This window comes from Streptomyces sp. NPDC037126, assembly GCF_055605965.1.
This window is the reverse complement of record NZ_JBVJTD010000044.1, coordinates 1-13,871: the sequence shown is the minus strand read 5'-3', so window position 1 is coordinate 13,871 and position 13,871 is coordinate 1. Positions and strand designations below refer to the sequence as shown.

The following is a 13,871-nucleotide window of genomic DNA, read 5'->3' as shown; positions in this document are numbered from 1 at the left end:
CGTGGGCGTCGGAAGGATCGGGTAGGTCCGGGGCGGTAGTCCACCGGCAAGATCATCCGTCCTCGATGCCCCCTGTGAGCTGACCGCGCGCGGTGAAGGGATCGCTGAGAGGTGAGGATGGCTACCCCGGCCCGTTGTCAGTGCCCGCCCGTAGCCTCGTAGAGGCAATCGTGCTGAAGGGGACCCCATGGTAGTCCGACCCTGTTCCAGGTGTGGCAAGAATGAGAGTGCCAATCGCAAAGGCAAGTCAGGACGCTGTGTTGAGTGTATCGATGCGATCTACCGTGCACTCAAGGTAGATCCAGAGGGGACGTTTGTATCTCCTGGGGCCCCGAGGAAATACCGGTGCCAGACCTGTGGCAGGCCCGGGGCGATTCCGTACAAGGAGATCCAGTCACGAAGTATTGAACTCTGCAACTGGTGCGTTGGTCGCCGCATGTATGAGGACGGTCTGGCGCGGGACCCAGAGCACTGGCCGATGGACCAGAGCGACGTGGCCCGAATGGTCCGCGAAGCAGGTTTTGAGATGGTGGATGGGTTTGGGAGGACGCTTCCCGAGAGTCAAATGGTCAGCCGTATCGGGGAAGTTTGGGAGTCGATCGATGTCGTGTGCGTACTCTGCGCTGCCCCGAACACCTTCAACGCCGTCCACATACTTTCGAGTACAAGTAAGCCATGGACGCATTGTTATGCATGCTTCACGTCAAAGTTCGCTGGTTGGCAAAATGAGTTCTATGGCAAGTTCGGATTGATTCGAGAGCACGACGGGTATGCGAAGCTATCGGATCCAGTCTCTGCGCACTGTGCTGAGCCCGACTGTGGTGCGAGCAGGAAGGTCTCCCTCTGCGCGCTCGCTGCTGGCGCCCCTCCTTGCTTGCGGTGCGCAGAGGGGATCGACCCGGATCTCCCTCACTGGGTATATCTGATCCACTTTCTACCCCTTGGACTGATCAAGGTCGGAATCACGCATAGCGAGCCGAGGGTGTATGACCGCGTCGCTGCCCACATCTCTCGGGGCGGTCTCCTGATTGATCGGCGCCTCGTTCCGAATCGGGAAGCTGCTCGCACTGTCGAGGATTTTGTATTGGAGTCGATGCGTCAGCATCTACGCCCTGGAGATCCGAGAGACTTCCCTCAAGGAGGGTGGACGGAGACCTGGGTCGACAGTGCTCCCACCTTGGACCTCGGCGCGATGATTGATGAAATCGCTACCCAGAAGGCCCCTGGATTCGATCGAGGGTCAAGGGTGGAAGACTCCCCTTCTTCGCCAGCAGCGGACGGCAGCATGCACGGTAGGTTCGTGTCATCTGAGGAGGTTTCGGAGAGTGGAGAAGTCACTCATGCCGTGACCTTTGTTCATCCTCTGCTTGAGTGATCAATTTCGGTCTTAGCTTCGCTGTATTGGATTTGGACAGGTACGAAGTAAGGTGCCAGCATGGGCGTATGGGTGATCTTGATCACCCATGAGCGGTGTACATCGCGAAGTCACAGATCGCGGGTCTGGTGTCAATGGCGAGTGGGGTACTCGCGCCGGTCGGCGGCCAATGACCTTGGTGTAGATCATTCGGTGGGTCCGGTTCCGGTGGGATGCCTGGTTCGGCTGCGCCCGCGGCTTGCCCCCGCCTACGATCCGTCGGCAGGTCGGCACACCACGAGATCGCGGGAGGGCCCGGGATGCAGGAGTGGCAGTGGATCACCGCTCGCCGGAGCGAACTGGACGCCCTCGTCGAGGAGTTGGCCAAGCCGCTTCAGGAAGTCCAGGTCGAGCGGGACGAACTGGCGATCGCGGAGCGGGTGTTGAACCGCCTGGCCGAGCAGGTCTAGGCCGACGCCGGGACTGTCGCTCCGGTATCGGCGAAGGTGGCCGGGCGGGCAGTCCTGCTCATCCCGCACCGCAGCGACGCGGCCGATGAGGGCGCGCTGCCCGGCGACTACCGCAAGATCTTGGCGATCGTGCGGGAGGCCGACGGCCCGGTGCAGGTCAGGGCGGTCGGCGAACGGCTGGGCCTGGACGCCTCTATGGGCGGCAAGCTGGAGCCGCTGCAGGCGAAGATACCAAGCTCGCCGACCGCGGCTGGCTACACAAGCGTCCCGACGGCAGGTTCACCGCACGCTCGTAGGCGCAGGGAGGCGGACGCCGCCGGGGCGTAACTCGCGGGCCCCCGACGGCATTTGAATTTGGCGTGAAGAAAAGCAACCATCCCGTCGAGGGCCTTGACGGCCTTGTCTACACTGCCCGCCTGCCGCTGTCGAGTGCCACCCTGAACTGGCTCGCCGACCTGATACGCCCCACCTGAAGAAGATAAGGTCACGGTGGCGGGCCCTGCCCTCGGGGAAGATCGCCGCAATCGTGCTCGCAGTACTGCGCTGTGACCAGCGGCCGGGCGACCTGGCCCCCGGTGGGTGCGGGAAGTCGTCGGCCTGCTGGCCGCCCGCGCCCCGCGCCTGGACCGCGCCCTGAAAAGATCGCCCACAAGGGTGACGGGGTGGTGCTGCTGGACGGCACGCTGATCCGCACCCGGAGGCGCACCGGCAAAGAGAACCGGAAGAACTACTCCGGCAAGAGCAAGTGCCATGGCCTGCTCGTGATCGCGCTCACCGACGACCGCGGCCAACTGCTCTGGCTCTCGGCGGCCCGGCCCGGACGGACCTCGGAGATCACCGCCTGCCGACACGACCAGCTCACCGCCAAGCTGCGGGCGGCCGGCCTTGGCGCCGTCGCCGACCTGGGCTTCCTCGGACTCGACGACAGCGGTCCCGACGCCGACCCGGCGGTGATCACCGGCTACAAAGCCGCCCGGAACCGGCCCCTGACCCGCGGCCAGAAGATGTCGAACACCGCACTGTCAGCAGTCCGGGCACCGGTGGAGCACGGCTTCGCCCACCTCAAGAACTGGCGCGTGCTCGGCAAGGTCCGCACCGACCCGAGGGCGACCGCCCTGGTCAGGTGCCTGCTCGTCCTCACGAACCGTGAAGTTCCCCGGTGACCGACGATCTTCACCGAAGTCATCTACCCACGACCAGCACGAGCATCCCGAACCCCGTGCACACCAGACCCGTGACCAGCAACATCACGATGCACAGTGCTCATTGATGGTCCACCGCCATTATCTGCCCGTCGGAAGGCACGACCACCCCAACATCCGCAGTAGACCAGTCCCGCACCCGATCACGTCACAGACGCACCGGACGGCTAACGCGCCGTAGCTGGCACGAAGAGGTCCACAACCACTCCCACCCACAACTGCACCTCCAGGTCGCCCCTGCCGTTGTGGTCTAGCCCCGTCACGTCCCGGGCGAAGCCGGGCACGAAGCCGAGCAGAACCTCGTCGACCGCCGACGCCAACTCCGCAGGCGCCCCGCCCTGCCCGCGGACAGGCGGCAGCCCGGCCGAGCCCCGGCGCACCGGCCTCACGGCCGACGTACGCCCGGTGACCGAAGCCACAGTCTCCAGTCCAATCAATTCCTTGCTGAAGAACCGCTAGCGGACCAGGTAGATGCTAGGCAGGTGCTCGGGTTACCGCACGAGCGCCGTAGTGAGTGAAGTCACCGGCAAAGCAGATCAGCCAGGGCGCGCTCCAAAGGACTTGGGTCGCGGCCGAGGCCCCGAACCGGTCGCAGGAAGGTGTTCATGACTCAGCAGTCCCCTCTCCGCCGACGTGTTCAACAGGCTGGCCAAGATCAACCAGCCAAGGGGGGATCGTCGAAACCCGACCCGCCGACGGGCTCACCATCCTCAACGCCGCCGCCATACATCAAGGACGTGCTGAACGGCCTCCCCCCACGTCAACAGCTACGGCTGGTACGCACCGCTTGCCTCCACGCCACCGGCATGGTCTTCAACGACCGGTCGGTCTACAGAGGCACCTCTCCGGAGATAGCAGTATCTTCCTCACCGATATCAGCGTCTTCATCCGATGAAGTGGTCGACGCGCCAACCGCGTTCAAAAGCTCAGTGATGGTGTTTCTGTACCTCTCCGCGAGTTCGGCAAGCAGTCCTATGACGGGCGTCGTACGGGATTCGCCTGTACCAACATCGACGTCTGCTGAAGTCTCCGCCTCTTCCCTCCGTCGACGGGTTACTTTCCTTCTCGGCAAGTGCGTCGCATATCGCAGGACGGCCAACTCCTCTTCGGTGAGGAGGTGGCCGAAACTGTTCAGCCACTCTTCCTCGGCCTCCGGACGGCCGTCGGTCGCCAGGTCTACAAGGATGGCCAAGACATTGTGGTGAATCTCGTGCAGCCGCGCCAGGACCGTAGGCCGGCTCCATCTGTCATTTCCCGGTTCAGGAAGCGCATCGAGGGTCGCAGCCAGTTTCGCCGCGTACGAGGGCGGCCACCCAGAGGGCCACGAGGAGCGCGCCTGCCAGAGTCGCAGAATCGCGTCCCGTGCTTCAGCGGAGCGGGCTGCGGCGTCCGGAGCGTTCGTCTCGCGCGCTTGGTCGGCCTCCGTCACAAGGCGAGCGGTGTAGTGAGCAAGCCAACGGATCAGAGTGTTGTTGGTGTGCTCGTCACCGAACTCAGCCAGGATGCGTTCACCGAGCTCTGCGGCGGAGTCAACTGGCGGAGAGGGCTCCGGCGGCGTCGAGGAGATAGATGCGGCTGACGGGCACCCGGTACCCGTCGCGTCGTTGTCCGGTTCGGCGCCGAGCAATCTGAACCTCCGTGATCAGGCTCTTCCCTGTGGTAGAGAGATACCTCAGCAATGCGTCCCGCGTGACGTGGACGCGGTAGCCGGATGATACGAACGAGGATGTCGAGTGACTCCCCGGGTCTGGGTCGGCCCATTGCTGAGCCTGTGCCACGATGCGTCCGTCGTGCGCCGTCAGCACGAGACGGGTCGCGTCGAGTGCTGTACGACTCTGAGCCCTGAACGCCTTCCCGGGAAGTGGAAGCTCGCGACGCATTTCGTACGCATAAACGTCGTGCCGGTCAAGGTACTCACTCGGCTCGTAAGGGTCCAGAATCCATCCGCTGAGACGAAAGGCGCCGGCGTCGACTTCGAAGTCTGCCTCGTCTTCATCGGGCAGCTTCCAATCCGTCGGGTTGGAAGCTGCAGCGAGCGCACGCTGCAGGTCGGCGGCGTGGCGAGGATCGACGAGGGCCGAAGCCACTCTCACTGTCTCGTAGGCGTCGGGGCCATGGAGCTGGACACTCGCTGCCACACGGATCATGTCCGATGCAACGTCGTCACCGGTCAGTCCTAGAGCACTGTCGAAGTCAGCTGGCGATACGGTGTCCCACGTCTCCGACCCCACCCGGGACAACAGAAACTCCGCCTGGGCCGGGACCGGCGTCCCAAGGTCCGCGAGCCAACCCGTCGGGGCTGGGAGATGCGGCATGAGCCAGTCTTCCCAGGGGTCAGCCTGCTCGTGTGTCCAGGTTCCGGCACGGGCTGGACAGTCCTCGTCGGCGAGACGGCCAGCCGTGGCCATCATGGCGTGATATTCGATGTAGAGTCGAAGGCTCTCCTCACGCGGAATGATTCCCTGTCTGTGACTGGTGCGTTCCCAGGAGCGCTCGTCTCGTAGCTCTCGCACATCCGTCCACCAGTCGTCATTGCTCAAGCCCCATTGGTCGAGGATAAAGCCTTCGGCAGTCTCGGCAATGACGTGGAATTCGACATCGAATACCCGGGCCAACGGTGCGTACCAATAGGGGATGGTGTCCATGGAGTCGAAGTCGTAGCGGCCTTTCCAGGAAATCCTGTCGCTTCTCTCGTAGCTGCGTCCGTAGTCCACCAGCCAGCTGGAGGGCTGGTTGGCCAGGCGAAGCATCTCGACCTGGGTGGAATCGGCGCTGGCCGCTGCCGCGATGGCGAGGGCACTGCGGCGTGCGAGTTCACGGATCTGGGCATGCGGAAACACCTCGTCTGTAGCCAAGCGTACGAACTCGCGGAAGTGCGCCGCCAGTATGTCGGGACGCTCTGCCGCGACCCGCTCAAGCGCCGTGAGAAGTGCGGCTGTCGCCGAGAAGCGGTAGAAGTGCAGATTCTTATCCCGGAAGGCTCCCGGCTCGTTGTCGTCCAGGCGTCCCATGAGGTCAGCGACCAGCGACTTGGCGACGGTGATCGAGACCGTGGACAGCAGCTCACGGGTGGAATGCGCCGCGCGCCAGCGCAGTTCCCGCCGAGGGTGGCCGAAAGCGCTCCACAGCAGTAGAACAACGCCCATTTGCGGGCGCCGCCGTTCGACGGCGATGGCATCCTGCGGAACACGGTCATCGAGGAGGCCCAAAAGGGCTGAACCCGCCTCGCCCGTAGGGCACAGGTGGCCCAGGAGCTCTGCGATGCTCCGCCAGCCATGCGCCCGCAGACTTTGCCGTGCCTCTGGCAGGGCAGCCAGGACGGCTTGCCGGATGGCCGAGTCGTTCCCGAAGGCCCGCAGTCGCTCGACCGTGCGCTGCGTGTCATGTCCCCAGAACGGCTCGGCGAAGAGTCGACTCACCAGGTCGGGAAGTTCTGCGGCAGCCCACGCCGCTATGGCTGGCTGAGAACTCCAGCGGCGTACGAGATCGGATAGGACCGTCAACACATCGAGCGCGTCCAGGACCGGTAGCGATGCGACGGTCGTGAGGGCGTCCAGCCGCTGTCCGTAGGGGGTGCGTTGGAGGGCAGCTGTGATGAATGCACGCAGTTCATCACCGTACACACGAGCGTCGTCCAGCGTTCGCACGTCCTCTGCCAGCAGCACCCAGCTGCGAGAGCTGGCATGGGACAGCAAAGCTTGCACCTCGGCAGCGTGACGCCTGCTTCCGGCCCAGTCACGGCTGGTGGTGTGGCCAGTGCCCGAGTCCCCTCGCACGTCACCCAGCTGCATCACCGATTCGAGCGCCGACCGGACACTGCTTCCATGTCCCAACTGATCAGCAGCGTCTACAAGGCGTCGCGCCCTAGCTGGCTGATCCCGGGCGGGCACGTGACGTCGCACCCATTCCGCGGCTCTCAGCAGGACCCGGCGGCACTCCTGCTTTCCTGCAGCACCGCTCGCCACCAACCATTCGGCGATGTCGAGTTGCAGTTGCCAGCGGCCTCCGTCGTCTGTGATCAAGTGATCCAGGGCGAGAACTTGCCGCGCAGGTATCTCTCCGTGGTGAAGTGCACCGGTCAATGCGGCAGGCAAGGTGGATGACAGTCCGATGCGATCTTGGTCGTCCCATCTGCTGGCTGCAGCTAGGCCGGTGAAGGGGGCCAGCCGGGCCGCAGCTCCGGCGACCTCCGCGTAAGGAATTTCTGCGGCTTCGCTCACGTGGGGAGCCATCAGTTCCGCAGCTTGGACGAGACGTGCGGCGGTATGAACCGGATCAAGGTTGGAGACGTCAGCGCGATGGGCGAGGTCTGCGTAAACCTCCAGAAGGCGGGCCGCGTCGTCGTTGACCCCGGTCGCCGCTTCTACAGCCTGATCGAAGAGATGTCTTCCCAGCTCCACGTCTACCTTCGCTCCGAGCTCCGCCAAGCGCGCAAGGAGGTCGAGGCGTTCACTTGCCGGGTAGTCGTGGCTGTTGACGTAGTCGGCCGCCCGTGTGCACAGGTCGGCTGCCACGCCCTCGAAATGCCCGTACGGCAGAAGAAGGGCTGTCAGTTCCATCCACAGTTCAGGAGCGCCATCACGACGGACAGACTCGGCCGCCGCGGCGAGACGATCGACGACTTCCTCTGCCACTTCGGTGCCCAGGGCAGCCGCGGCAACGAGGCTCGCCCAGGCCGCATAAGACCTGTCGTACGTGAACCACCGACGTGTGGCGCGCTCCATACGTCCGGCGATTCCCCGATCACAAAACGCAAGGACCTCGTCGGCGTCCGCCTCCTCCAAGAGCGCACGTGCAGCCAGCACGGCAGCATCGGCAATGGGCTTCACGAGCTGGAGCCATTCATCGCGTTCACGCGCCCGTACGTCCTTGGGCTGACCGGAATCTTCGGTGCGTGGCAGTAGTTCGGCGGGAACGAGTGTGACGACGTCCATATCGTTGCCGCTGAGCACGGCCCCCGCAGCATGGCAGCGCAGAATCGCGCTGCCATGCTGGGCGGGTCCCGCGTAGTTCCAAAGTCCGTTGGGCAACGCCGTGGACCACTGTTTGGCCAGGTCGGCGGTCAGCTGACGGTCACCGTGACGTAGCGCTGCATCCATCAGTGGTGCCTGCCAGGGCTGGGGGCTGGCAGGCGGGTCCAACAGCAATGCGGCGAGTATGGCGTTGACCCACTCCTCGTCCGGTTCACCGGAAGGCGATACGACGGCGAGGAAGACGCGTGCCTGAGCCTCTGCGGGAACCCGGTACCTCTTCAGCAATCCTCGTACGACGGCAGGATTCACATCATCCGTGAGGCGTCCCGCCAGCGCCACGGCGGCGTCCAGCACAAGATCCACAGGGCGCCACCGCCGCAGTTCCCTGACTGCGGCCCTGACACCGGCGAGTCGATAGCATGCCTCCGCCGCTGCGGCGACATCGTCCGACGTGACATCCCAGCGCTCGCCTTCCTCTTCCCCCCGAGCCATCCAGCGACGCAGCCAGCCTCCGGCGCTGTCCAGGTCAGCCCGGGCGGCGTCGTGCCGTTCAGGCGTACGGGAGAGCACTGCGGCCGTCTGGAGGAACACCGGGGCGAGCCAAGACCTTCCCGGTGTCCGCAGTAGGTGAGCACGTAGAAGATCCGGGTCCGTATAGCGGGCGACCAGATCCAGATGCGATCCGGTTAGACGCGAAAGCGTGTCGTGACGTGATGCTGTGTCACAGCCTCGAACAGCAAGTCGTACGGCGGCTGCTGCGTCGGCTGTCTGTGCTGCGGCCCGCACGGCGAGGTCTAGGCGCCGGCCCTGGACCTCCTCGCGGCGAAAGCCGTCCGTGATGCCGATCGGACTGGCTTCTTCGAGGACAAGCTGCAACAACTCTTCCAAGCGGCCTGATGCTGCCAGATGATCGGCGACGTGCGCCGCGGCGTCCACATCGGTCGCCCGCGCGGGGAGGCACAGATCAGCCAGTCGGCTGTGGGCCGCGATCACCTCGGAGGGATCCACGCAGTCCCTGACGTGCGTTTCGAAGTCTTCGTCCCGGAACTGGATCGAGTCGTCGACGATCCTGACGCCGGGGGTGAGCCCCGCAGCAAAGTTCTTGACGGCCGACAAGTCGACGTCCAGAGCGGTGGCGAGTGTCTGGAGCCGTACCGGGCGGGAAAGCGCCAGCATCAAAGCGAGCCACTGCAGGCCGCCGGCGTCCGCGCCGCCCACCTGCAGAGCGGACTCGATGAGGTCGTCGAAGACCGCCTTGGGGGTCTGCTCCGACTTCGCCAGCAGAGTGGACATGTCCCAGGCGTGCTCGGCTGCTTGCTGAAGCGTGTAGAACTGGGATCTGGGATTGCCTTGAGTCCTGTCATGGAAGGTGCGCGCTTCCTCCTCGGAGGCGTCCGGCCGATGCCGTCGCAGATGCGCCGCGGACGTGGGGGCGTCGAAGACTGCGAGAGGAACCTCCTCAGCCGCCGTCGTGGCCTCCAACGATCCGACCCTATGGCTACGCGCGGTGAGTACCACGGAGACTTGTTCGGGCAGATCTAGGCGGACGAGCTCCGGCAGAAAGGAGCGACTCTGGCACTCTCGAGCCGCTGTCGCGGCGTTGTCGGCAGCGTCAACCGCCAGTACGAGCACAGCGTTGGGCGGAAGTCCAGCGACGGCCCCGGCCAGCGTGCGGCCGAGCCGTCGCCAAAGGTCTTCCTGCCGCTGGGAGGCCGAAATGAGCAGCGGCGTGCCACACAACTGCGCGAGCTCGTTGACAACTTGAGTGACGAACCGCTCGGGTGTGTGCCGCTCCTCACCCGCACTCAGGTAATCCCCGCCGCCATAGCAGTCGAAGTGGACGACCTGTGACCCCACTGGCAAGTGGTCCTTCACCTGGCGGATGGCCGTAGTCTTCCCAGCCCCGGCATCTCCGTGAGCCACCACAAGGCGTCCCGGATACCTCACGACGGCGTCTGCGATGGAACGGGCACCGGGCGCGGGAAGCGGATCGCGAACTTCCGTGAACCGAGCAGGAGCCGGGTAGAGATCCAGCAGTTCGGGAGCCCCTAGTTCCGCAAGGACATCGCTTGCGGTCACTCCCTTGCGATTGCTGTCCGGCAGGGCCTGTGCACGGACCAGGTGGAACAGCTTCAGGGCCGAGTCGTGGCCCTTGCCCGGTGTCAGCTCCGCCGAACCGGATCGAACCGCGCGGGCCAGTGCGGCTCTGCCCATGGCACCTGTCTGTGACAGGTCAAGGGCGCCTATGAAGGCGCAAAACTCCTGACTGCTCAGCCGACTGCGCACAGCCTCGTGCAACGTCCGGACCGTCACAGCCTGGTCTGTAGATAGCCCCGCGAGAAGTGCCTGGGTCTGTACCGTCGGCCTTTGGCCCTTGACCCACGCCGCCGCAGCCATAACACAGGAGACCAGTTCGGGGGCGGCAGGCTGATTACTAACTAGCGCGATGCGGGCCCTCGACGCGACATCGAGCCCGTGATGGTCCACGAGCCGACGATAGGCAGCCGCCAAGTCAGCAATGACGGATCGTGGCGGCGTCGTTGTGCCGTTGGCTCGACGCCGCACGCTCTTCTTGCAGAGCCTGGCGGTTGTCCAAGCGGTGTCCGGGTGACGAGAGCTGTACTTCAGCTGCGAAAGGACAAGCGCCTCTGCCGAAGCGGCATCGTCGCCTCCCAGGTACTCGGCGACATCTACCGTTTCGTACTCATCGTCGGGGTCATCGACGTGGGCAAGACCTTCGAGGGTGACTCGCCGGAGAATGGTGCCCGGCTCGATCAGCTTCAGAGCCCGACTCGCCGCCCACCAAAAGTGGAAATCGTCTCCAGCGTTCGACTCCGGTGCTCCCACCCTGTTCCCCCTCACCGCAGCATCGGCCGAGACGACCGATGCGAGGGGCACAGGATAACCCCGAGATTTCCGGATAGCTCCCCGACTGCTGATGGATGTCCAGTCGTATCGTCATTACACCCCGGACCACGCGGAAACCAGCAGCTTTGCGCTCAGCGTCACCGACCGTCGGTGCTCCATCGATACCTGCCACCTCCACCGGGCCCCGGCCTGCCCCGCAGCAACCTGACACCGCATAAGAACGGCCCTTGTGGCCTAAGACCACGTCGGCGATCACCGGCACCTCGATGGACTGTGGGGACACAGGCTGCCCCTTCTCCGCTCGCGGTACGGCAAGGCGGTCGGCCACAGCATGCCCGCCTTCACCACCATGGCGTCTGGTGAACACGCAAGCCGACCATGGTTGTTGCCGCCTTTGTCTCGCTCGCCTGCAAGGCGCTGGTGATCTACCTGCGACGCCCTTTCCGCCGAGCACGGGTAGTCCGCGAGGGCTGTCGGCGGGCTGCCGTTGCGGCTGATTCCGGAATGGTCGGGCCGGGCTGTATGCGCACGGAGACCAGGGCGGCGGCGAGCAGCCCGCTGTCGCTCGCCTCGGCCATCCGATGGTGTACTTCTGCAGGGTCCGTCAGGAGTTGCCGGTGCGCGGGCGGGTCGTGGAGGGCAAGGCCGTAGCCATACAGCACGAGCGCGCTGCCACGGTCGCGGGCTGCCTGCCGCCATCGGCCTGACACCGTCGCATTGGCGCGGGCGATCACGGTGCCGTCGTCATGCTCGAGGGTCAGCCTTCGGCCCGCCACCGTGAGCGTGAGGTGCTTCGGTGAGGGGACGGTCGGCTGCGGCCCGACCAGACGACGCAGACCCTTGTCGCAGGCCCTGTGGATCTGCAGCTCGACTGACTCACCGTTCTCGGGCGAGGTGGCGCCGAGCATCTGATGAGGCTGCAGGATGACCAAGGCTCTCGACGTCGGCAGGAGCTCCAGGATTTCAGGTAGGAGAACGTCCACGGTGGAGCGGCCGGCGAGGAACCCGTAGACGGGGTCCGTGGACAGCGACAGCACCGAATAGCAGCCGGCCTCCTCGTATGCGGCGCGCAGGTTCTCGTTGGCTTGCAGCATCGGCCAGAACTCGGCAAGCACGGCTTCGTCCGCCTCTTGCTGGAGGCGGTGTGCGGTCTCGCCCGCAACGGCTGACAGCCGCGGTATCAGTCCCTGGAAGATCCTCTCCCACACACTTCCGGGGTCATGCGGATCGGTGAACGTCCTGTCCCTCAGGCGGGCAACCAGCCCAAGAGGTGCCGCGTCGTATGCACCCTCGTGCACTGCGCGCCAGCCGTCGTAGACCGCCTGCAGCAGGATGAAACGTGCTTCGTCGCTGTCCGTCTCGTACGCTGGATTGTCGGCGATGCAGGTCTCTTTCAGCAGGCGTCCCAGCAGCTGAACGGCGCGCTGCTCCCCAGTCACCACCCATTTCCATGCGCACTGGCAGCCGACGTTGTGCACCAGGTGATGCACGGCAAACCCATGGAGAGTGTGGGGACCGGCATAGGGCAGGAAGTCGGTGAATGCAGCATCAGCCTCGACCCACTTGTCCTGCAGAACCAACGCCTCGACCAAGAGACGCCTGAAGTCGGCTGTGCTCGAAGCCCACGGATCGGCACATCTCGACAGGGCCTTGGCGGCGGCGTGCTCGGCGCACTCGGCCTCTCCCTGCCGGATCAGATCCTGGATCGCCAGGAGGTCCTGCGCCGTCTGCTCCCCCTCGGGTGAGGGGAGACCGTCGGCAATGGAACGAAACCCCGTCAGCAGCTCCTCCAGCCCAGGGTCGGATTCTCTGCGCAACTGCATCTGAAGGATCAAGGATGCCTGGGCCGGCAGGTTGGCGACGTTGTCGTGCAGGCGGCCGTCGAGCCGGCGCAGATAGCCCAGCACAGGACCCAGGTAGCGGGCCATGCAGGCGGCGGCGCCGTCCTGCTTGCGCACCTGAACGAGATGGGCGAGTGACGTGCGTGCCTGGGCGGCCATGCCCTCGTCCGGGTAACCGGCCTGCACCAGCCATTCCAGTTCCAGCTCCAGCAGCCGCTGCGCGGACTCGTACTGGCCATGGGCATGATGGAACGCGGCGAGATTGCCCATGAGCAGAGCCGTGAACGTATCTGCTGTCCCTGCCGAGCGGATGTGCCCGACAAGAGCAGTAGCATGCTGGGCCAGCTCCCAGCTCCGCTCCGCCTGACCGGTGAGCAGAGCCCCACGCAGCCAGCGGTCCGTGTGGAAGGCAAGAACCGACAAAGCGGCCGTCACCTCTTCCCCGGTCATTCCCAGATACCGGGCGATGATCTGCTGCAGGACCGCGTTCATCGACACGGTGTCATCGCTTCCGGGGAACGACTCGCCCCGGGCTGGCAGCGGCTCGTCCCACCGTACGAGGGAGACATTGAGCAACTCGCGCATAACCTCCCGTATCGGCACCTGAGCCTCATCGAAGACCAGCCATCCGGGAGAAGGTGGCATGTTTTCGGGCTCGAAGAACGCGCATGCCGCAGCCAGATGCACCGGCACCCGGCGCGGTGCGAGCCAGCACAGCGCAGCCACCGTGAGCAGAGTGGGATGCAGCAGGCCACGGCCTTGCGCACTGCTCGTGAGGCGCTCCATGGTCAGCGCAACCGCTGCGGCCAGAGTCCGCGGATAGCCGACAGGCACCGACTGTTCATCGTCGGCAGCCCGGTGCACCAGAGTCTCCGTATAAGCAGCAATGCGTTCGACACCCAGCCCACAGCTGACCAGATAGCCACACGCGACCTCGATCGCCAACGGCCAGTGCTCCAACACGTCCACAAGCCGGGACAGCGCCGACGCATGCTCGGCGGCCTCCTGTGCACCGACCGACAGCCGCAACTGCAGCAGCTCAAGTGCTTCCTCGCGGCTCATCGGATCTAGGGTCCGTCTTCAAAGATCACCGGGTGGTGGATCATGGTCAGGTGATACGTCGCCATGAACTCACCGATCAGGAGTGGGAGTTACTCGCTCCG

The 13,871-nt window shown here is 64.9% G+C and carries 6 protein-coding genes; 3 read left to right on the top strand and 3 right to left on the bottom strand.

Going from position 1 to position 13,871, the window contains the following annotated elements; translation table 11 throughout:
* Nucleotides 1-1,674 precede the first annotated feature (1,674 nt).
* From ACZ7FF_RS42735 to ACZ7FF_RS42725, 3 genes are all read left to right on the top strand, one after another.
* A complete protein-coding gene (locus ACZ7FF_RS42735) occupies nucleotides 1,675-1,824 on the top strand; it encodes a hypothetical protein (protein ID WP_470819865.1) in 150 nt (49 codons plus the stop codon).
* A 36-nt stretch (nucleotides 1,825-1,860) separates the two neighbouring features.
* A complete protein-coding gene (locus tag ACZ7FF_RS42730; RefSeq protein WP_470819864.1) occupies nucleotides 1,861-2,151 on the top strand; it encodes a hypothetical protein in 291 nt (96 codons plus the stop codon).
* A 335-nt stretch (nucleotides 2,152-2,486) separates the two neighbouring features.
* Nucleotides 2,487-2,987, top strand: coding sequence for a transposase family protein (locus tag ACZ7FF_RS42725; RefSeq protein ID WP_470819862.1), 501 nt, complete (start codon nucleotides 2,487-2,489; stop codon nucleotides 2,985-2,987).
* Nucleotides 2,988-3,855: 868 nt separating this feature from the next.
* Here ACZ7FF_RS42725 and ACZ7FF_RS42720 read toward each other — a convergent pair.
* From ACZ7FF_RS42720 to ACZ7FF_RS42710, 3 genes are all read right to left on the bottom strand, one after another.
* Entirely contained in the window at nucleotides 3,856-4,218 is a 363-nt protein-coding gene (locus tag ACZ7FF_RS42720; RefSeq protein ID WP_470819860.1) for a hypothetical protein, read from the bottom strand.
* Nucleotides 4,219-4,555: 337 nt separating this feature from the next.
* Complete coding sequence (locus ACZ7FF_RS42715) at nucleotides 4,556-10,846, bottom strand: AAA family ATPase (RefSeq protein WP_470819858.1); 6,291 nt, start codon at nucleotides 10,844-10,846, stop codon at nucleotides 4,556-4,558.
* A gap of 446 nt (nucleotides 10,847-11,292) precedes the next feature.
* Complete coding sequence (locus tag ACZ7FF_RS42710; RefSeq protein ID WP_470819856.1) at nucleotides 11,293-13,770, bottom strand: hypothetical protein; 2,478 nt, start codon at nucleotides 13,768-13,770, stop codon at nucleotides 11,293-11,295.
* Nucleotides 13,771-13,871 lie beyond the last annotated feature (101 nt).